This is a genomic window from Pseudomonas sp. AP19 (assembly GCF_001728855.1).
Lineage (GTDB): Bacteria > Pseudomonadota > Gammaproteobacteria > Pseudomonadales > Pseudomonadaceae > Aquipseudomonas > Aquipseudomonas fluorescens.
Map to the genome: position 1 here is coordinate 23,661 of NZ_LXJP01000046.1, position 19,336 is coordinate 42,996.

Annotated in this window: 22 protein-coding genes and 1 pseudogene; 10 read left to right on the plus strand and 13 right to left on the minus strand. The window is 56.1% G+C overall.

The genetic code is table 11. The features are described 5' to 3' along the window. From A7D21_RS25535 to A7D21_RS25570, 8 genes are read left to right on the plus strand one after another with little or no spacing between them, the layout of a single operon-like run. Positions 1 to 381, plus strand: a complete 381-nt coding sequence (locus A7D21_RS25535; protein WP_069552979.1) for a TIGR03750 family conjugal transfer protein — start codon at positions 1 to 3, stop codon at positions 379 to 381. Then, complete coding sequence (locus A7D21_RS25540) at positions 378 to 1,031, plus strand: PFL_4703 family integrating conjugative element protein (protein ID WP_069552980.1); 654 nt, start codon at positions 378 to 380, stop codon at positions 1,029 to 1,031. The genes A7D21_RS25535 and A7D21_RS25540 overlap by 4 nt, the downstream gene beginning before the upstream one ends. Continuing rightward, on the plus strand, positions 1,031 to 1,924 hold the full coding sequence (locus A7D21_RS25545) for a TIGR03749 family integrating conjugative element protein (RefSeq protein ID WP_141718264.1): 894 nt from the start codon (positions 1,031 to 1,033) through the stop codon (positions 1,922 to 1,924). Before A7D21_RS25540 ends, A7D21_RS25545 begins: the two co-directional genes overlap by 1 nt. Next, positions 1,914 to 3,404 carry a TIGR03752 family integrating conjugative element protein gene (locus A7D21_RS25550; protein WP_069552981.1) on the plus strand — a complete coding sequence of 497 codons (1,491 nt, stop codon included), beginning with the start codon at positions 1,914 to 1,916 and terminating at the stop codon, positions 3,402 to 3,404. Before A7D21_RS25545 ends, A7D21_RS25550 begins: the two co-directional genes overlap by 11 nt. After that, on the plus strand, positions 3,382 to 3,813 hold the full coding sequence (locus A7D21_RS25555; protein WP_069553004.1) for a TIGR03751 family conjugal transfer lipoprotein: 432 nt from the start codon (positions 3,382 to 3,384) through the stop codon (positions 3,811 to 3,813). The genes A7D21_RS25550 and A7D21_RS25555 overlap by 23 nt, the downstream gene beginning before the upstream one ends. Further along, positions 3,813 to 6,776: a conjugative transfer ATPase gene (locus A7D21_RS25560; protein WP_069552982.1), complete on the plus strand. Its 2,964-nt coding sequence runs from the start codon at positions 3,813 to 3,815 to the stop codon at positions 6,774 to 6,776. The genes A7D21_RS25555 and A7D21_RS25560 overlap by 1 nt, the downstream gene beginning before the upstream one ends. Beyond that, the gene (locus A7D21_RS25565; protein ID WP_069552983.1) at positions 6,773 to 7,072 is read left to right on the plus strand and encodes a hypothetical protein; all 300 of its coding nucleotides are present in this window, start codon (positions 6,773 to 6,775) and stop codon (positions 7,070 to 7,072) included. The genes A7D21_RS25560 and A7D21_RS25565 overlap by 4 nt, the downstream gene beginning before the upstream one ends. Further along, on the plus strand, positions 7,069 to 7,695 hold the full coding sequence (locus tag A7D21_RS25570) for a thioredoxin domain-containing protein (RefSeq protein ID WP_069552984.1): 627 nt from the start codon (positions 7,069 to 7,071) through the stop codon (positions 7,693 to 7,695). Before A7D21_RS25565 ends, A7D21_RS25570 begins: the two co-directional genes overlap by 4 nt. 93 nt (positions 7,696 to 7,788) lie before the next feature. Here the strand turns inward: A7D21_RS25570 and A7D21_RS25575 are convergent, their stop codons facing one another. From A7D21_RS25575 to A7D21_RS25605, 9 genes and pseudogenes are all read right to left on the minus strand, one after another. Continuing rightward, complete coding sequence (locus A7D21_RS25575) at positions 7,789 to 8,517, minus strand: A24 family peptidase (RefSeq protein ID WP_069552985.1); 729 nt, start codon at positions 8,515 to 8,517, stop codon at positions 7,789 to 7,791. 36 nt (positions 8,518 to 8,553) lie between these two features. After that, positions 8,554 to 8,937 carry a C2H2-type zinc finger protein gene (locus A7D21_RS34675; RefSeq protein ID WP_074059261.1) on the minus strand — a complete coding sequence of 128 codons (384 nt, stop codon included), beginning with the start codon at positions 8,935 to 8,937 and terminating at the stop codon, positions 8,554 to 8,556. 187 nt (positions 8,938 to 9,124) lie between these two features. Continuing rightward, positions 9,125 to 9,814 (minus strand): NYN domain-containing protein, encoded by a 690-nt coding sequence (locus A7D21_RS25585; protein WP_069552987.1) that lies wholly within the window; start codon positions 9,812 to 9,814, stop codon positions 9,125 to 9,127. Between the two features lie 259 nt (positions 9,815 to 10,073). Further along, positions 10,074 to 10,709 carry an SOS response-associated peptidase gene (locus A7D21_RS25590; protein WP_069552988.1) on the minus strand — a complete coding sequence of 212 codons (636 nt, stop codon included), beginning with the start codon at positions 10,707 to 10,709 and terminating at the stop codon, positions 10,074 to 10,076. Positions 10,710 to 10,737: 28 nt separating this feature from the next. Beyond that, the gene (locus A7D21_RS25595; RefSeq protein WP_256556346.1) at positions 10,738 to 11,724 is read right to left on the minus strand and encodes a DUF4113 domain-containing protein; all 987 of its coding nucleotides are present in this window, start codon (positions 11,722 to 11,724) and stop codon (positions 10,738 to 10,740) included. Between the two features lie 136 nt (positions 11,725 to 11,860). Beyond that, positions 11,861 to 12,082, minus strand: a pseudogene (locus A7D21_RS34680) (DUF4113 domain-containing protein); the annotation flags it as partial. Positions 12,083 to 12,247: 165 nt separating this feature from the next. Next, complete coding sequence (locus tag A7D21_RS36320) at positions 12,248 to 12,376, minus strand: hypothetical protein (RefSeq protein ID WP_256556348.1); 129 nt, start codon at positions 12,374 to 12,376, stop codon at positions 12,248 to 12,250. Positions 12,377 to 12,468: 92 nt separating this feature from the next. Further along, on the minus strand, positions 12,469 to 13,104 hold the full coding sequence (locus A7D21_RS25600) for a hypothetical protein (RefSeq protein WP_057387498.1): 636 nt from the start codon (positions 13,102 to 13,104) through the stop codon (positions 12,469 to 12,471). Positions 13,105 to 13,116: 12 nt separating this feature from the next. Further along, positions 13,117 to 13,851: a HupE/UreJ family protein gene (locus A7D21_RS25605; RefSeq protein WP_057387497.1), complete on the minus strand. Its 735-nt coding sequence runs from the start codon at positions 13,849 to 13,851 to the stop codon at positions 13,117 to 13,119. A gap of 513 nt (positions 13,852 to 14,364) precedes the next feature. On the opposite strand from A7D21_RS25605, the gene A7D21_RS25610 reads away from it, so the two are divergent. After that, on the plus strand, positions 14,365 to 14,664 hold the full coding sequence (locus tag A7D21_RS25610; protein WP_057387496.1) for a metal-sensing transcriptional repressor: 300 nt from the start codon (positions 14,365 to 14,367) through the stop codon (positions 14,662 to 14,664). Positions 14,665 to 14,703: 39 nt separating this feature from the next. On the opposite strand, the gene A7D21_RS25615 is transcribed toward A7D21_RS25610, so the two are convergent. Further along, the gene (locus tag A7D21_RS25615; RefSeq protein WP_057387495.1) at positions 14,704 to 16,020 is read right to left on the minus strand and encodes an MFS transporter; all 1,317 of its coding nucleotides are present in this window, start codon (positions 16,018 to 16,020) and stop codon (positions 14,704 to 14,706) included. Between the two features lie 265 nt (positions 16,021 to 16,285). Between A7D21_RS25615 and A7D21_RS35525 the strand changes: the two genes are divergently transcribed. Continuing rightward, entirely contained in the window at positions 16,286 to 16,438 is a 153-nt protein-coding gene (locus A7D21_RS35525) for a YHYH domain-containing protein (protein WP_228757763.1), read from the plus strand. A 48-nt stretch (positions 16,439 to 16,486) separates the two neighbouring features. Here A7D21_RS35525 and A7D21_RS25620 read toward each other — a convergent pair whose 3' ends face one another. The 3 genes from A7D21_RS25620 to A7D21_RS25630 form a co-directional block, all read right to left on the minus strand. Continuing rightward, positions 16,487 to 16,939, minus strand: coding sequence for a chromate resistance protein ChrB domain-containing protein (locus A7D21_RS25620; protein ID WP_057387494.1), 453 nt, complete (start codon positions 16,937 to 16,939; stop codon positions 16,487 to 16,489). Positions 16,940 to 17,022: 83 nt separating this feature from the next. Beyond that, positions 17,023 to 18,381 carry a chromate efflux transporter gene (gene chrA, locus A7D21_RS25625; protein ID WP_057387493.1) on the minus strand — a complete coding sequence of 453 codons (1,359 nt, stop codon included), beginning with the start codon at positions 18,379 to 18,381 and terminating at the stop codon, positions 17,023 to 17,025. Then, positions 18,374 to 19,318, minus strand: a complete 945-nt coding sequence (locus A7D21_RS25630; RefSeq protein WP_057387492.1) for a chromate resistance protein ChrB domain-containing protein — start codon at positions 19,316 to 19,318, stop codon at positions 18,374 to 18,376. The genes chrA and A7D21_RS25630 overlap by 8 nt, the downstream gene beginning before the upstream one ends. Between the last annotated feature and the right edge of the window lie 18 nt (positions 19,319 to 19,336).

Below are 19,336 nucleotides of genomic sequence, written 5' to 3' on the forward strand. Positions count from 1 at the left end.
ATGACAGAACTCTCTGACGATGGGACGCTAATTTTCCTACCGGTGCGGCTGAACAATCAGCCGGTCATCATGGGCGGCCTCACTGCCGATGAAATGTGGGCAACCCTAGCGATCAGTGCCGGCTCAGGATTGGTAATTGGGATTCTGGCAGCAATTTTGACCCATATCTGGGCGCTGATTATCGCCACCGCCATGCTCTTCGCGATCCTTGGGCTGACTCTTGCGAGCCGCTTTTTAAGGCGTTGGAAACGCGGCCGACCGGACACCTGGCTCTACCGCCAGATGCAACTGAGCGTTGCTCGATATCTTCCTACCTGGAACAAGGCCCACCTGATCACACGCACAGGTGCGTGGACCTGCCGTAGAACGGGGGCTCAATGACTTATCGAAAAAAAGTGGACGCCCAACTGTCCCATATCAACAGCCTGCGCCTGGTCATTGGCCTGCTGATCGCCCTGGGGCTGTACATGGCCTATGGCTGGCAGAGCGCACCGCGTGATTTGACTATCCATGTACCTCCAGATCTGCGGTCGGGCAGCACACGTCAGTGGTGGGACGTCCCCCCAGAATCGGTGTATGCCTTTGGCCTCTATATTTTCCAGCAAATGAATCGTTGGCCCGTCGACGGTGAAACCGACTACGAAGACAACATCGCCCGTTTGGGTGGCTACCTGACGCCCAGTTGCAAAGCTTATCTGCAAAAAGACTTCGAGCTGCGCCGCAACAGTGGGGAGTTGCGCAAACGCGAGCGCGGTGTATTCGAGATTCCAGGCCGAGGAATTGACGATAAATCAGAACAGCATATTGAGCAGCACAGCATCAACGACTGGACGGTCAACTTGGATATCACCGCGGACGAGCACTACGGCGGAGAACGAGTGAAACGCGCACTAGCGCGTTACCCGCTGCACATCATCCGATCAGACATTGATCCCGAGAAGAATCCTTTTGGACTCGCCTGGGACTGCTACAGCAGTAACCCTCAGCGCATCGAAGTCTCCGCAGAACCTGCCCGGTCGGGAGGCAAATGATGATGCGTCGGCTGCTGATTATCGGATTGCTCATGCTCAACTTCTTCGGCATGGCCAACGCCGTAGAGATCTTACGCTGGGACCGAATTCCACTGGCGCTGCCCTTGATCGTCGGCCAGGAACGCATTGTTTTTGTCGACCAAAATGTTCGAGTGGGTCTGCCCCGGAATTTGGTTGATAAGCTGCGCGTACAGAGCACCGGTGGCGCACTGTACCTTCTGGCCAAAGAACCCATACCTCCGACTCGCCTGCAGCTCCAAAATATGAGCAGTGGCGAAATCATGTTGGTGGACATCATCGCTACAGAAGGTAAACCAAATCAGCCCGCGCCAGAGCCTGCAAAAATTGTTGCAGGTGAAGGTTCCTCGCCTCGTTACGGGCAGGCAAGTTCTAAGCCGACGAGCAGTCGCGCTCCGGTCCCCACGTCGGAGCCCAACGTTCAAGACGAGGATCCGCCGACTCCGCGCCGCGAGACGCCTCTGCCTGTGGTCGTTACACGCTATGCCGCACAGATGCTCTATGCCCCTCTGCGCACCGTGGAGCCTGTAGACGGTATCGCCCAGGTCAATCTTAAGCGGGGCCTGAACCTCACCACTTTGCTGCCGACGTTGCCGGTCGAGGCCTCTGCTTTAGGAGCATGGCGGTTAGACGACTACTGGGTGACGGCAGTGAAACTGCGCAACACCAGCACTCAGCACCTTGCCCTCGATCCGCGGGAGCTGATGGGGGACTTCATCACGGCGACGTTTCAGCACCCTTACCTCGGCACCAAGGGTGATGCAAGTGACACCACAACGGTCTATCTGGTGACACGCGGCCATGGTTTGGCCGAATCGTTACTGCCGGCGGCCGTCAGCCAGATCGATCCGAAAGGAGGTCGCCGTGAAGAGTAATCCCCTGGTCAAATTCCTGGTCATCCCTTTCGCGATCCTGGCGTTGTTTGTAGTGGTCAAACTATTCAGTAAGGGCAGTTCAGATAAACAGGCTCAGGCTCCAGAAACGCTCGTGCTCAGTACGGGGGAAGCTAAAAAGCTTGGCGTTGACGGCGATACCCCCGGCGACACGCTGCGCACCATCGTCGTGGAAAGCAGACAGCTCAAAGACCAAGTCTCCAATGCGCTGAAGAACAACGATGAGTTGAAGCAACAAAACCTTGAGCTACAAAGACGTTTGCAGTCGATCAACGACAACGTTGACAGCAAGCTGCAAAACGCCCAGCAAACAATGAAACAGGAGTCACAACAACAAAGCCAGACCATCCTGGATACGCTGCAGCAGCAATACAACACACTGAGTAACAAAGCTGCGAACGCAGGCTCTTCGAACGCTGATTTGCCGATCGGCTTTGGCATTCAGCCTGGGGATGGGCAAGACTTCAAAGGCGCACCTGGACCGGATGTCGTTTGGATCGAGCCACAGGACGCTACTCCTGTCGATATCAATGGAAAGCCCATTGCGGCAGGCTCTAATCAAACCGCCTCGGGATTTAACTTCCCGACCTCCTTCGGCGAGTCCGTAGATCGAGGGCAAAATGCTCTGCGTACGGGCGCTCAGAACGTTGCGGGTGAGATCTCGCCACAGGAGGCCCGCAAACAGGTACGCAAGGTCTATACGCTGCCACAGAACTCCACATTGATGGGTTCTGTCGCGATGTCCGCATTGATCGGCCGCGTGCCCATCGACGGCACGGTCAACGACCCCTACCCGTTCAAAGTGCTAATTGGTCCGGACAACCTCACCGCTAACGGTATCGATTTGCCCGACGTCGCCGGCGCCGTGGCCAGCGGCACAGCGTCCGGCGACTGGACTTTGTCTTGCGTACGCGGACAGATCAAAAGCCTGACATTTGTTTTCAACGACGGCACCGTGCGCACGCTGCCACAGCCCCAAGAGGAAACGAACGGCAGTCAGAACAGCAATAACCAGAACAATGGTAACCAAACCACCATTCAAGGAGGCCTGGGCTGGATCAGCGATGCCTACGGTATTCCCTGCATCAGTGGCGATCGTAAAAGCAACGCCTCGCAATACATCGGTTCCCAGGTACTGATTACTGCGGCCGGCGCCGGCGCTGCCTCCCTCATCAAATCGGATGGAAACAGCAGTTCATTTATAAATCCGCAGTCCGGGACCATCGGTTCAGTTGGCGGCTCAGGCAGTGACGCCATGGGCAAGATCATCGGCCAAGGCGTCAATGATGTGTCCAGTTGGGTGAACAAGCTCTACGGGCAAGCCTTCGCGGCAGTGTACGTGCAGCCCGGGGCGAAAGTTGCCGTTCACTTGGACCAGCAGCTGACCATCGATTACGAACTCCAAGGCCGCAAGGTCAACTATCGCTCAGGAGCCCGTCATGCTTCGACTGCGCTTGACTAATCATTCTTTAAAAATCGGAACCTACCTGGTGATCGCAATGCTCGGGACTGGCTGCTCCACCAGCAAGGACGAGCTGCTCCCCCATGGCGACAGCACGATGATGGACGTTTGGAATCAAGGTGCCAGTGGTTCAGGAAATAGCACGAGTAGCCGCCAGTTGCTCGATGCGCGCCAAAACCTCCGGCGACCTCTGGAGACGGGTGAAACAGACAACGCCAAATTCACCCGCACAGCCCAAAACGAGATCTACAGCCAGTTTAAGCGTCTGCCCAATCCGGACCTGGTCATGTATGTCTTTCCCCATCTGGCGGGCTCTGATCCAGCCCCTATCCCGGGCTACACCACAGTGTTCCCGTTGTACCAGCGCGTGCAATACGCCATGCCTGGCGAACGCACGGAGGCCTATTAATGAGGTTTTTTGAGCGGTTTAAAACACGACGTGGCTCAGACCGAGTCGAGCCGGAGCTCGCAGTGAATGCTAGCGAGCATGTCGACGTGCAGGCATCAGCCACTGAATCTTTGGAGGCAGCGACCGAACGCTACTTCGCACGCCTGGCTGCCATGGGCATTCCCTCGCCGAGTGATTGGCGCAACCCAAAGAAAAAACCAGCGACTACCGCTGACGTAGACCGCATGTACGACGTGAACCCCTCTTTCGTGGATCTACTGCCGTGGGTGGACTATCTGCCGGCGGAAAAAGCCATGCTGCTGGAAGACGGTGTGTCTCGTGCCGCGTTCTTCGAGCTGACACCGATCGGCACCGAAGGTCGAGATCCCGACTGGTTGCGCAAAGCCCGGGATGCCTTGGAAAACGCCCTGCAAGACTCTTTCGATGAGCTGGAAACCTCCCCGTGGGTCGTGCAGTTGTACGCTCAGGACGAAACCAGTTGGGACAATTATCTGCAGCAGCTGCACGACTACATCCAACCCCGGGCGCAGGGCAGTAATTTCACCGAGCTTTACTTGAAGCTGATCAAGCAGCACCTGGAGGCTATTTCCAAGCCAGGCGGGCTGTTTGAAGACACCAAGGTCAGCCAACTGCCGTGGAGGGGCCAGCAACGCCGCGTCCGCATTGTCGTCTACCGACGCACTCAGGGGGCACAAGCAGACGTACGCGGCCAAGCACCTGCCCCCTACCTAAAAATCATCTGTGATCGCTTGGTAGGCGGGTTGGCAAACGCCGGCATCAAAACCCATCGCATGGATGGCCATGCTATCCGACACTGGCTGATTCACTGGTTCAATCCACGGCCTGACCACCTCGGCCCTGCAGACGCTGATATCCGCCGTTTTTATGAGGTGGTTTGCAAGCAGGTGCCGGCAACGGAGGAAGGCGAGTTGCCGCTGGCCAGCGGGACCGACTTTTCGCAAAACCTGTGTTACCGCGAACCGCTGTCGGACACAGAGAAAGGCTTGTGGTACTTCGACGGCCTGCCCCACCGCGTAGTGATGCTCGATCGTCTGCGGGAAGCGCCTAAGACGGGACACCTGACCGGTGAAACACGCAAGGGCGGTGATGCGCTCAATGCGCTGTTCGACAAAATGCCAGAGGACACCATTCTCTGTATCACGCTCGTGATCACTCCGCAGGACATACTTGAAGGCCACCTGGAGCAGCTTTCACGCAAGGCCGTTGGTGATACCCAAGCATCGATCCTGACCCGCGAAGACGTTGCTGTCGCCCGCCAGTTGCTCGGCCGCAAGCACAAGCTGTACCGGGGCAGCGTAGCTTTTTACCTACGCGGCAAAGACGATTTGGAGTTGCAGGAGCGCAGTTTGCAACTGAGCAGTGCCTTGCTAGGAGCGGGTATGGAACCCGTGGAACCTCGGGATGAGGTTGCCCCCTTAAACTCGTACCTCAGATGGTTGCCCGGCAATTTTGATCCCAATGAGCGCAAAGCACTGGAGTGGTACGCGCAACTCATGTTCGCTCAACACATTGCTAACCTGGCTCCCGTCTGGGGACGGTCGACCGGAACGGGACACCCAGGAATCACCCTGTTCAACCGAGGTGGAGCACCGATTACCTTCGATCCACTGAACAAGCTGGACCGCCAAATGAATGCGCATCTATTCATCTTCGGCCCTACGGGTTCAGGAAAGTCGGCCAGCGCAACGAATATCCTCAGTCAGATCGTTGCCATCTATCGGCCGCGACTTTTCATCGTTGAAGCCGGCAACAGTTTTGGCTTGCTGGGAGACTTTGCCAAGAAGCTCGGTTTGACGGTCAACCGTGTCCGTCTCGCACCAGGATCAGGGGTCAGCTTAGCGCCCTTCGCCGATGCGGAAAAACTCATTGAGCCGACCGCGAACGTCAAAACGCTCAAGGCTGATGACCTCGAGGCCTCGGACGAACACCTGGCAAGCCAAACCGAAGACGAACAGCGCGACATCCTGGGAGAGATGGAAATTACGGCCAGGCTGATGATCACTGGCGGGGAGGATAAAGAAGATGCGCGCCTTACCCGAGCAGATCGGAGCGCCATCCGCCAATGCATTCTCAATGCGGCACAGAAATGTGTAGCGGAACAACGGATCGTGCTCCCTGAAGACATTCGTGAGGCACTGCGAGAGATGGGGCATGAACCGGGTATACCGGCTGCTCGAAGCTCCCGTTTTCTGGAGATGGCGGAAGCCTTGTCCATGTTCTGCATGGGCACCGAAGGTGACATGTTCAACCGTCCAGGTACGCCATGGCCCGAAGCGGACATCACCATTGTGGACCTGGCTACGTATGCCCGAGAAGGCTACAGCGCACAGATGGCCATCGCCTACATTTCGCTGCTCAACACGGTCAACAACATCGCTGAGCGGGATCAATTCAAAGGCCGCCCCCTGATCTTCTTCACCGATGAAGGCCACATCCAGTTGAAGGTTCCACTGCTGTCCCCCTACTCCGTCAAGATCACCAAAATGTGGCGAAAGCTGGGAGCCTGGTTCTGGATGGCCACTCAAAACGTTGACGACGTGCCGCCAGAGGCATCGGCCCTGCTCAACATGATCGAGTGGTGGATCTGCTTGAATATGCCGCCTGATGAGGTGGAGAAGATCGCACGCTTTCGTGAACTGACCCCAGCTCAGAAATCGATGATGCTGTCCGCACGCAAGGAAAGCGGGAAGTTTACCGAGGGCGTAGTGCTATCCAAAAGCATGGAAATGTTGTTCCGGGTGGTACCGCCTAGCTTGTACCTGGCCCTGGCCATGACGGAACCGGAAGAGAAGAAACAACGCTACGACATCATGCAGGCCAAAGGCTGCAACGAGCTCGACGCGGCCATTGAAGTTGCCGCAACGCTAGACCGCTATCGCGGTATCGAACCTCACATCATCACTTTTCCCGAGCAAGTCACGGCCTTGGAGCGCCACGTATGAGAACACTGAATTCCTTGACCCAGAACCTGATTGAAAGTCTGACCCAGTTGCTTGAACAGCCTGGTGAGGATGCTTTGCAGACTTTGGAGGTTTGCGCCCCCGTCCTGATAGAGGAACTGCAACAGGTTTTGATACGTGCCGTGGACCGTCGTGACATCGAGTCCCAGCTTCAAACGGTGTTAACCAACTGGCTTCGACAGCACCCTCAGCCCGAGAGTGCTGAACACGCCCTCCTTGAAGCACTGCGTAATCAAGCACTCTTGTCATCGAAGCCTACGGCCGAGCTCCACACATGATTCGGTATATGGGGGTAGTGGGTTTTCTAGTATTTTTTTTGATTACTGTCGGCTACGCCGTCCTCAAAAGCGAGGTGCAAACACGACAACATCCAGGCCCTTGGACGTTTGGGCAGGTTAATGCTCGCTGGACTGTGACAGAGTTTGCGGATCTGGAATGCCCGTATTGCAAGATCTACACACCGGCTCTCAAAGCCTGGGTCCAGCAGCAGAAGAACGTAAACCTTCAGTGGCATCACCTGCCACTGGATTTCCACGGTTCGGCCGCTATTCACGAAGCCAAAATCGTTGAGTGCGCAGGAGAGTTGGGCGGAGCGCCGGCATTCTGGCAAGCCGTCGACCAGGTCTTTGAACGAACTCGTAGCAACGGCCTAGGCTTTAATGGTCAGTTGGACATCAACGACGTTGGTCACCAGGCACTGATGGCCTGTGCTGCAAACAATAAACAGATCTCTCTACGCATCAGTAGGCAGGCAGAAGAAGCCCTTAAGTCTGGGGTCACAGCGACACCCACCGTGCTGATTAGAGACAACAAAACCGGCAGGTCTCTAAAGCTGGAAGGTCCTGCCAATGATGTGATGTTGCTGTCGGCAATTGACTTGTTGATTCAGAAAGATAACTAGCTCTGCACCATATTTTCACTATGTGCACACGCGGCCAGCAACCGCCACTCATGTGCGAAAGGTGAAATGTTGGTTGTTTCTAGCATAGGCGATTTAAACGACCGACCACGCCGGTGTGTAGAGTAGAGCGAGCCAACCTGCAGCAGCCAGGTACGGACCAAAAGGAACAAGCGCTGTCCGTTCTATTTTGCCCAACGCAAGGAGCGTGCTTCCTACCACAGCAAATACTAGTGACGATAGCACCAACGTCACTGGCAAGATCTGCCAGCCACCCCAGGCGCCGAGCATGGCCAACAGCTTCAGATCGCCCTGGCCGATACCGTAATCGCCGGTGATCAACCTGGAAAGGAAACGAATGGCCCAAAGCACCAGGTAGCCACCCACAGCTCCCCACAGGGCATGGGACAGGGTTGTAAACAGCTCGAAGCTGTTGACGATCAAGCCCAGCCACAGCAGCGGCAACACCAGCACGTCGGGCAGCAGTTGGTGATCGAGGTCAATCAAGCTCAGGGTCAGCAAGCCACCGACCAACACCAAAGCGGCCAGGCCGCTTGTCCCAACACCGTAGTGCAGCGCTGCCCAGCTTGAAAGGCCTCCCATGACCAGTAGCGTCATACTGAATCGAGCGTTTATTTGATCAGGCAGTAATGACACGGACGAACGCGGACGGTGCTCAGTAGGCGATTCTTGCCCCAGCATCTGGGCGGCGTCCAAACTCCATTGTCTTTCCAGGAAAGCAGGAATACTGACAACCAAAGCGTTGACGGGTAATCCGGCCAAAAGACCAACCGTGAAAAGAGCTATCGGTAGTGAGTCCTGCACCTGACTTTCCTATGAGTTTGCTGTTGGAGAGCATAATTAACCTGCGTATTGCCCCCACTTTTTTATTCCTGCTCTTGCTTCGTCCTCACCGATACCGCTTACAAGCGAATCAGCAAAGGTCAAATGAGCATCCATATAGCGGTCAAAATCTTTCTCTGGAACTCCGTTCGCAAGAGCACGGCTCCACCACGAAAAAACAACCACAAGCTTGCCAAGCTCAGGATCATAATCGTCCTTCAAGCGTTCAAGACCACCATCGTTAAAGGCGACAGCCCATCCGAACGCTTTGGAAAAATCGCGGACATTTTGGGGTTGCGAGCCGCGAGCCAATTGTTTATGTCTAGCAGCGTGTGTTTTACGATCCTCTTCCAGTGAAGGCACATAAAGAAGCCCGCAGATGCGGCATGTGGACACACTCATAAGTCATTCCCTCGATTGTTAAGAGCTAAGAGCGGAGCCTGGAACTGCATAAGGAACTTTTAGGCAGGTCGTATGCAGCATATTTCCTCGATCTCCTCGCTTATGGCAACCATTGCTGCCCTCAAGCCTGCGTCAAGGTAACTATGGCCGGCAGGCTTGGCGGCGAGGTCTACAGGACACGCATAAATTACCAGTAGTCTGGTTTATCGATTGGTTTTTTTCGTGTGGGTATGCGAGACGGTAATTGATGCTGGGCCAGTTCAACGTTCTTCACCACATGCCGCATCCAGGTCGCATACTGCTTCAACGATCCTGGAACCGCTCGCTGAATGCCTTCCCTGTGAGGAAGTATCACTCCGAGGTATAGCTCTGGGAAATCTTCACGGAGCGCCCGCAGCGCCGGGGTCATGTCGGTATCAGCCGACACCAAGACGAGCTGCTCTATACGTTGTTCAGGTGGCAGAGTCGCCTGCCGAGCTGCTAGGCGGTACATGCTGATAGCGATATGTACGTCTGTCTCTTTTTCTTCAAGCTTCCAGATCTCGACCTGATCAGTCCTGGACGCTGGAGTGTACTTATCGATAAAGCGCGGAGCTTTACCCGATTCAAGCTGGTGACGCCCATAAAACACGCTTACATCGAGTGCAATCAATGCACGAAGGTACGTATCTTGAGCTTCTTTAGAAGCAATGCCACGGGTGGCCAAGGAGGGTTTGACGCCGGAAGTGAAAAAGCTGACGGCATCGAGGGTATTTTCTGGGTGCTCGACACGTATTATGTGAGCCAGCAGTCCCGGAAGATCAAGCCACTTATACTGGGTGCCCGCCAACAGGCCGTAAAACAGGTTGTAGCCGTCTACAAAGCAAGCTGTACGCAAGATTCTCCATCCCTAGAAACGAAAAAACCGGCTCAGGGCCGGTTTCTTCACCCCAACTGCCAGCGAACTGAATCACTGCGTACGGGGCTGAGTAGTGAATTCATTGTGCAAGTTACTACAAGCAAATACAAGCCCCATCAATCATTTTTGATCATCGTGGTTCACGCAGAATCACACCCGATCAGCCCACAAACCCATCTCAAAACCAGCCCTAAAGCTAGCCAGTCAGCTTCTTAGGCGCACTGGCCTGGTAGGTTAATCATACAGCAACTGCCATCCGGTCTGCCGGATACTGACGCATAAACTCCATGCTGTCGTCGGCGCCGGCATTCAACCAATCGACATACAGCCCCCGAGGCAAAATCACCAGCATGCGCTTTTCGTCCTCGGGCTTGTGGTAGTTGCGCATGAACGGGTGACCATCCGCATTGATGGTCAGCATGGTGAAGCTGTGCAGTTCCTCCCCGGTACCGGGATCGCGCCATTGCTCCCACAGGCCCGCTATGCCCATTAACTCACCGTCTGCCCGCACAATCCGCGTTGCAATCGGTTTACCCGTTCGCCAGTCAGGTTCATAAATGGCCGCGGCAGGGATAATGCAGTGTTGGGCCTTTCGCCAAGCTGTGCGGTACGACGGCTTTTGACTGGCCGTCTCCGATCGGCAGTTGTAGGTGCTGCGTACGATTTTGGTGTCCTTGCTCCAGGTTGGAATCAGCCCAAACGCGCCTGTCAGCGCTTCCAGCAACGCAGGCGATTCCTCGTCGACGTGCTCCGCACGGCGAATGAAAGCCCCGGTATAGCCTGGGTACAGTTGCAACCTACCCTGCTCGAAAGGCTCAACGCCAAATGTTTCGGCCACCCGCTGCGGCGACGGCGCTTCGTAATGACTGCACATACTCACACTCCTTGCAGATCCTGACGCCTCAATTGGCGTTGACTGTCCATAACTGGTCGAGTCGGGTGGTGTAGCTCGGGCTTTTCAGCTCACGGCGCATCGCCCAGGCCGGCGCCGCCGGCACAGCGGCCGTGCGCAGCGTGCCTCGACCCCAGCGGTTATTGATTTCGTCCAGGACGCTCATCACCTTATCGGCCGTGGCGGGCTGTGTGTGCGCAAACAGATCATCGGTAAATTCACCTGGTTGACGCAGATCCATTAGCAACACCTCGGCCTTACTGTATCGGAACCCAGGCCGGAACAGGCGTTCCACCGCTTGCGTGGCTTCGCGGGTGATCAAGCGCACGTCATTGGTGGGATAGGGCAGCTCCACCAACACGCCGTTAGCGTAACGCGCCTCGTCGGGGTTAAACATGCCGGTGCGAATGCTCACGCGGATCTTTTTGCACAAGGATTGCTGGGCTCTCAACTTCTCCGACGCCCGCTGCGCGTAGGTGGCCACCGCTTCCTTGATTGGCTCAAGTGTTTCGAGGCGCACGCCAAACATTCGGCTGCAGCAGATCTCCTGCTTGGCCGGCGCCGCCTCTTCCAGGGCCAGGCACGACGTGCCGGCCAGCTCACGCACCGTCTTCTCCAGCACCACGCTGAATTTTCGGCCGAGCAACCCGGGGTCGGCCTTGGCCAAGTCCATGGCCGTGTGAATCCCCAGGGCGTGCATGTGCGCCGTCATCCGTCGACCAATGCCCCACACCTCTTCAACGGCCGTATTGCGCAGCACCCAGTCGCGTTTAAACGGGTCGCACAGATCCACGACGCCGCCGGTTTGCGCCTGCAGGCGTTTTGCCGTGTGATTGGCAAGTTTTGCCAGGGTTTTGGTGTGGGCAATGCCCACACCGACCGGAATTCCGGTGTATTTTAGGACCTTGGCACGAATCTTTCGCCCGAATTCGGTGAGGTCGCCAGGCATCCCCGAGAGGTCGCAGAAAATTTCGTCAATGTAAAGGAAAGATGTCAACCCATGGACATCGGTTTGAATGAATGTTTGTCAGGGTTTAGATCAGGTGTCCGATGTCCATAGACCACACGCATTTTTCACAGAAATGGATCACGTGGTGTCCATGGCAAATACGCGATTTTTGTGGCGACGAAAGCTAGCGTGACCAAGATGAGCCAGCTCCAATAGTCCAAAGCTCATCCAATCTGGTTGTATAACTGGGGCTCTTAAGCTCTCTCCTCATACCCCATTCAGGTGATACAGGGACGCTGGCAGTCCGCAATGTACCTCTCCCCCACTTGGCATTTATCTCATCCAAAACATTCATCACTGGCCCGCTTGCCTCTGGCTGTGATGGCGCGAATAGGTCGCCGGTGAAAGCATGAGCACTGTGCTGGAGGCGCTAGCTGGACATCCTTACCCCGTAGCAGCTGTAAATTACGGGCAGCAATCGACCCCAAGCTGACGGTGGAGACAGCGAATTTGAGGGCGATTCACTAAACAAAAACAAGGCCGCAATCACGGCCTTGTTTTTTTCAGGGTGTTACTCGTGCGAATGGCCGTGCTCGGCGCTCTCGGAGGTTGCGCCTTTCTCGCCACCGCCGCATGCCGTCATCAGGCCTAGGAAGCAGATCAGAAGCATCGAACGAATCAGAGTAGTTGGGGTTTTCATGGGAAGACTCTTTAAAAATGGATGAAATAAATGGTCTGTGGTCAGGCTGAGCACCGAATTTTCGACAGTAGAAAAGCCATCGTCGCTTCGGATTACTGTTTGACGCTCAAGTAATCGCCGGTCGTTTTCAGTGCGATGGTCACGTCGTTATTGCTGCGATTACGCCAAAACCAGCCGTGGGTGCCGTCAAAAATGGCGGTGAATTCACCTTTATCACTTTTGACCTGCTTGCCCTTGTTGTAGCTGTGGAAGTAACCCTTTTCACCGTTGTAGGGCTCACCATGGGTGTCGTAGTTCACAGGCCCACCAACCGCAGTCCATTCATAGCTGACAGTCTTGTTCTTGAGCACTTCCAGTTTGATTTCTGTCCCTTCACCTGGCTTGAGCGTGACGCTCATTTGATTCGTCTTCAGAACTGGGGTAGGTGTTGGCACCGGCTGAGCAACAGGTTTCGCAATAGGTTGGACTTGCGCAACCTGCGGGGCTGGAGCTGCTGGTTGAGGTGGTGCGGCATCCGCCAACGCCTCTTGAGCAAGGATGATCTTCAATTCACCCATCTGGGTCAGTCCCAGTGCTCGGCCCACACCCGTTGGATCAACGGCGTATTCCGAAGGCATGACGACGGTCACCAGCAGGCCGACCGCAGTCAGCAGCGCAATGAGAGTCGAACGCACCAGTTTGCGAGTGCTAGGCAATTCATTAACAGTTGGAAGCGGAGTATTGAACATGGTCAGAATTCCTTACGCGGAGACAAACAGGCCGGTGATCTGGTAACCCATCAGCAGGAAACCGGCACTCATCATGGCGACGTTGGCGGTATAGGCGTGGCGCCAGAAACTGCCGGTACGTCGCCAATACCCCATCAGAATCAGAATCGCGCTGAGGGCCAGCAATTGGCCGATCTCGACGCCGACGTTGAAGGCGATCAGGTTCGGAATCAGGCCATCAGGCGAGATTTCGTACTCCTGGATCTTCGTCGCCAGACCGAATCCATGGAGCAGGCCGAAGATCAGCGTGGCCACCTTGGTGTTGGGTTGGAAACCGAACCAGCGTTGGAACGCGCCTAGGTTGTCGAGCGCTTTGTACACCACCGAGAAACCGATGATGGCGTCGATGATGTACGAGCTGATGCTGACCTCGGTCAGCACGCCAAGCAGCAGCGTGACCGAGTGGCCTACGGCGAACAGCGTGACGTAGAGCCCCACATCTTTCAGGCGGTAGAGGAAGAAGATCACCCCGAACAGAAACAGCAGGTGGTCGTAGCCCGTCATCATGTGCTTAGCGCCCATGTAGATGAAGGGCAGCAACATGACGCCGGAGCTTTCCTGGATGAATCCCTTGTCACCTTCGGCGACGGCATGAGCCATCGCCTCGGGCATTGCGAGGAAAAGTGACGCGACAAATAAAAACAGCAGTAGCAGGCGACGCGAAGGCGCAGTAAGTGCGTCAACGCCGCTCATCGAGTGCGAATCCATAGATCAATCCTACGTTGCAGGGATCAAAGGCCGCAGGGCGGCCATGGTCAGGATGCGAACGAAGGACGGGGTGGCCGCTCAATCAAGAAAATCGGCGGACGGGGAACGGAATAGCGTGGCGCATCGACCCGCAAAGAGAGCTTCGGCTGCGCGGCCAAGCTCAACGCGGAGGTAAGCTGTGGCGTTTCGTGCTGATGGTCAGGGGTCAGCGGGGAGTGGTAGTGATCCGAGCAGCTCGCACACGACATCTCGGCTTGCTGTTGATGGGAGTGATGGGCGTCTTGCGCAATCTCCCAAGCTGGCTGTTTCGGTGTCACTGACAACGCATAGGTATGCCCGGCCCAGGCCACAAACATGGCGAGAACAAGCGCGATTACCACCGTGGTTGTCAGTGTTCTGCTGAACATAGTGTTCGGGTTTCAACTCGTTTTGTAGGGCTTTGAAGCGTTTGACCATATCCTCCTAGGGGGGATAGGATGCCAGCGTAATTCATTGAGGCCCGAGGCTCAAGCCATGAGTGAGCACGAACACGAACACAACCATCCCCATACCCACCAAAGTCATGAGGCGATCATCAAGCGCCTCAAGCGAGCGGACGGCCATTTACGCGGCATCATCACGATGATCGAAGAAGGTCGTCAGTGCGTGGACATCGCCCAGCAGTTGCATGCGGTTGAAAAAGCGGTGTGCCAAGCCAAGCGCACGCTCATCCAGGATCACATTGATCACTGCCTGGAGGACACCGTTTCGGCGTTGAACAATGGCGAGCGCGCACCACTGGAAGCCTTCAAGCAAATCACCAAGTACCTCTAGGTCTGACATGACCAACCAGTCTTAGCAAATCTTAGGGACTTACGGTCGTCTATCTGGCCAACGGCGATGCTGATCATCGATCACGTACGGGTGTTCGTGATCCACACCATCCTGCCCGTCGAGGTGAGTGTGATCGTCCGGCAGGTTCTCATGGGTGTGTTTGATCGACTCTTGGTCATGCGCAGGACGCCAGATCACGATACTGACCACCAGTGCGCCACCGGCCACGACAGCGAGCCCAACAAACGACGCCGTGAGGCTGATGTTGGCACCCAGCCATCCCGCCAGTGGGTAGGTAATCAACCAGCAGGCATGGGACAGCGCAAATTGGGCGGCAAACAATGCTGGGCGATCTTCGGCATGCGCCGAGCGACGCAACAGCCGACCGCTCGGGGTCTGCGCCAGGGAATAGCCCACGCCGAGCAACATCCACAACGGCAACAGGAAATTGTAGGTGGTCAGGTTGATGCCAACGGCCAAGCCTACTACCAAGATTCCTCCGCCAAACAGCATGGCCGTTCGGTCTTTGATGTCTTTCAACAGCCGAGGTAAGACCAAAGCAGCGATCATGGAGCCGCCGCCAAACGCGGCCAGCGCCAATGCCGTAGAACTCTGCGGCAGAGCGAAGCGCGACTGCACCAGCACTACCGTATTGACGATAACCATGGCACTGGCGGCAGCTACCGTCAGGTTGAGAGCCAGGAGCCCTCGCAGGCGCGGCGTCGCGAGGAATATACGCATGCCACGGGTGGTTCGCTCATAGATGCTACGTCGCGGTGTTTGCTTCGCCTTTGGCAGCAGCACTGTGCCGACCAATGCCGCTGAGGCAAGGAACCCAATGACAGTGCCGGCGAATAGGTTGTGGAAGCTGATCACTGTCAGCAGTGCTGCGGCGAGCATAGGGCTGGCGACGCTTTCGAGATCGTAGGCCAGACGCGATAGCGACAAGGCACGGGTGTAGTCATCTTCATCCGGCAGGATGTCTGGAATGGTCGCCTGGAATGTCGGAGTGAACGCTGCTGAGGCTGACTGAAGGACGAAAATCAGTACGTAGATTTGCCAGACTTCCGTCACGAACGGCAGAGCCAGCGCAACCAAGGCTCGCACCAGATCCAGCGAAACCAGCATTGCCCGACGGGGGAGACGCTCTGCAAAAGCTGCTGCAATGGGTGCAACGCCGATGTAGGCCGTCATCTTAATCGCCAACGCTGTACCAAGGACGGCCCCCGCTTGGGCACCTGCAAGATCGAACGCCAGTAGGCCTAGCGCGACAGTGGCAAGACCAGTCCCTACAAGTGCAATCACCTGGGCCAGGAAGAGGTGACGGTAGGTTCGGTTGGCCAGGATTTTCAGCATGAGAAGTCTCACATGGAGAGGCGTGCGCCCATCTGGTTGTCGAGCATTTCTCGAAGAAAGAGAGCGACGAGTTTCTCGTTTATAGATGTTTTTGTATCCCCCCTAGGGGGATATAGCGCCATCCTAAACTAGAGGCGGGGACAGCTCAAGAAAATGGCGCTCAGCCTTTCATCGAATGTCAGGCAGAGAGTAAGGAAGTCGCTTGCCCAGTGAAGGCAATTGGCCATACGCTGCGAAGCGTGAGAGGTCTCACGGATATAAAAACATGAGCATGGAGCAAGCCCTGATGAAACTGTCTGCCCTTTTGATCGCCGCTTTACTTTCCATTACCTCCGTGGCGGCCTTCGCGCACAGCGGCGGTACTGATGCGAAAGGTTGCCACCGCAACCATAAAACGAACGACTACCACTGCCACTAAACGGTAAAAGCCCAGCTTGAGGCTGGGCTTCAATGCAAGCTGGCTTTCTCACATTTGTGGAGGCCAGTTATGCGATTCACCTTGGCACTCCTTGCACCATGCATAGAGTGCGTCGTACAGGATCAGTCCATGCGAAAGCATTTCATGATCGTCGGAATATCGCTGCGACAGTCCCAGTGAGATGGCGTACAGCCCTGCCGATTGCGGAGTCAGATCCAGGCGAGAGGTATCAGCGCCGCGTATGATCTTAGCCAAGTGCTGCAAGGCGGGCTCACTGAGTTGGTACTTCTTCAGAAATGCATCGAAACTGCACAGTTCGCCCTCATGAGTCAGTTCTACGCCGGGAATGTCGTAAGGCGCAGCGTCTTTCTCCGTCGCTAATCGCAGCACATCACCACTGGGTACGTATAAAAACTCAGGCTGCGGATCGATAAAGCGTGTGATCAACCAGGGACAAGCGATGCGGTCGATCTTGGGTCGTTCACGGGTAATCCACCTCATGGAACACCTCCTGCCTAGCTCGGTAGGTTGGGCGATCTGGCGGGCCCAGTGCCCGCCAGAGATTGTTAATCCACTCATGCGGTCTAGCGCAGCAGATGTACTGCCAACCCAACGAGCGCGCAGGCCATCAGCACCTGGATGACGCCCCGCTTGAAGCGGAACAAGGCAATCGCCGCTGCGATGGCGATCAGTGCAGAGGGCCAGTCGAGGTTGCCGCTGAAGCCCTTCGGCCACAGCACGTGATAGCCAAAGAAACACGCCAGATTGAGAATCACCCCAACGACGGCTGCCGTAATGGCGGTGAGCGGTGCGGTGAATTTGAGTTCGTTGTGGGTCGACTCCACGAGCGGGCCGCCCGCGAGAATGAATAGAAACGAGGGCAGGAAAGTGAACCAGGTCACCAGGGCGGCGGCCACAGCACCGGCCAGAAACACCTGATCGGCACCGAACACTTGTGAGACGTACGCTCCAACAAAGCCGACGAAGGCCACCACCATGATCAGCGGCCCCGGTGTGGTTTCCCCCAGTGCCAAACCGTCGATCATCTGCGTCGGCGTTAGCCAGCCATAGTGACCGACCGCACCTTGATAGACATACGGGAGGACTGCATAGGCCCCGCCAAAAGTCAGCAACGCGGCCTTGGTAAAGAACCAGCCCATCTGGGTCAAGGTGCCTTCCCAACCAAAGAGGGCGATCAAAGTACCCATCGGCAAAGCCCACAGCGCGGCGCCAATCAGGGCGAGCGACGCCAGTTTGAACCAGCTGAACCGGGCATGCTCAGGGGATGGCGTGTCGTCATCGATCAACGCCGGGCCATAAGACTTTTTGGCAGCGCTATGGCCCCCGATTCTGAACTTCTCGGGCGCCAGACGCCCTCCGACATAGCCGATTAACGCCGCCCCCAATACGATCAGCGGGAAAGGAACATTGAACGCGAAGATCGCGGTAAAGGAAGCTGCTGCTATCGCCCACAGCCAATTATTCTTCAGCGCCCGAGTGCCGATCCTGTGTGCTGCCTGCACCACGATGGCCGTCACGGCAGGCTTGATCCCATAGAAGAGGCCGGCCACCACAGGCACTTCGCCGAACGCGATGTACATCCACGACAAAGCGATGAGGATGAACAGAGAGGGCAGTACAAACAATACTCCGGCGATCACTCCACCCCAGGTTCGATGCATCAGCCAACCGATGTAGGTCGCCAATTGCTGAGCCTCTGGCCCAGGCAGCAACATGCAATAGTTGAGCGCATGGAGAAAGCGTCGTTCGGAGATCCAGCGCCGACGTTCTACCAGTTCCTGGTGCATGATCGAAATCTGTCCGGCTGGCCCGCCGAAACTGATGAAACCCAGCTTCAACCAGAACCAGAATGCCTCACGCAAGCTGATCGGCTTTGGCTTCGACAGATCCTCTTCAACCGCTGGTGCGAAAACCTTATTCATTGGGTTGTTCCTCTTTTACAAACCCAGCAAGCAGGCCGTCGAAGATGGCGCTCGCGGCAGCCAGCAAATGGTCGTCGTGGGTAATGGTTTCGCGCAGTCCTGCCAGCACCCGCTCGATGCCGGCAGCCTCCAAAGGCTGAATGCCGCCGATATCGAGGTAGTGCACCAACGCCGCGATACGGTTCAGGCCGGGCTCTTGAAGTTCAAAACTGGCTTGCAGGGTTTCGAAGGTCACGCGGTTGCCGACATGGCTGAAAGTTGCGTCATCGAAGTCGAAACCCAACACATCGACGGGACAGTCCTGCGGCGTGTCTAACCAGAGAATCTGCGCATTTGGGTCAATGAAACGGCGAATAAGCCAGGCACATGCCAGACGGTCTACCCAAGGGCGCTTACGGGTTGCCCAGACACGCCCCTGATAATCAACAAGGTTGAGTGCCGTTATTGGTTGGTCGCGGCTATGGGGCTCATCCGCAGACAGGGCCCTGCTGACCGCCGTTTCTAGCTCCTGCAACGCCGAATCCAGTTGCTGCTTAGGCTTGCCTGGGAAGTAATCGATGCGGATCAGTTGATCGTAGGCTTTGCGAAGCTTACGAATCTGCTTGGTGCTCGCCAGTGCGTTCTCAGCGTTGAGTTGTGCTCGGCATTCATCAAGCTCCGCACGAAGCCCGGCGTAGTCTTCGCTACGGTCGAACAACTCGACAAAGCGCTCACCGTCAGGATCGACAACGGGCAGAGTGTAAGCGGTGCCATTGATGGCAAGGATGTCCCGCTCGATAGACGCCAGCACTTCACGACAGAAACCGGTGTCAGGCAACAGATAGGCCCCATCGCGCAATACCGCCGCACCTGAAGCTTTCAAAGCGCGCCAAGCCCGCATGCGTTCGGTGGCATTAGCGGTGGGTAAGCCAAGAATCAGAGCTAGCCAATTTTTCATGTAGAGATAGCTATTTAA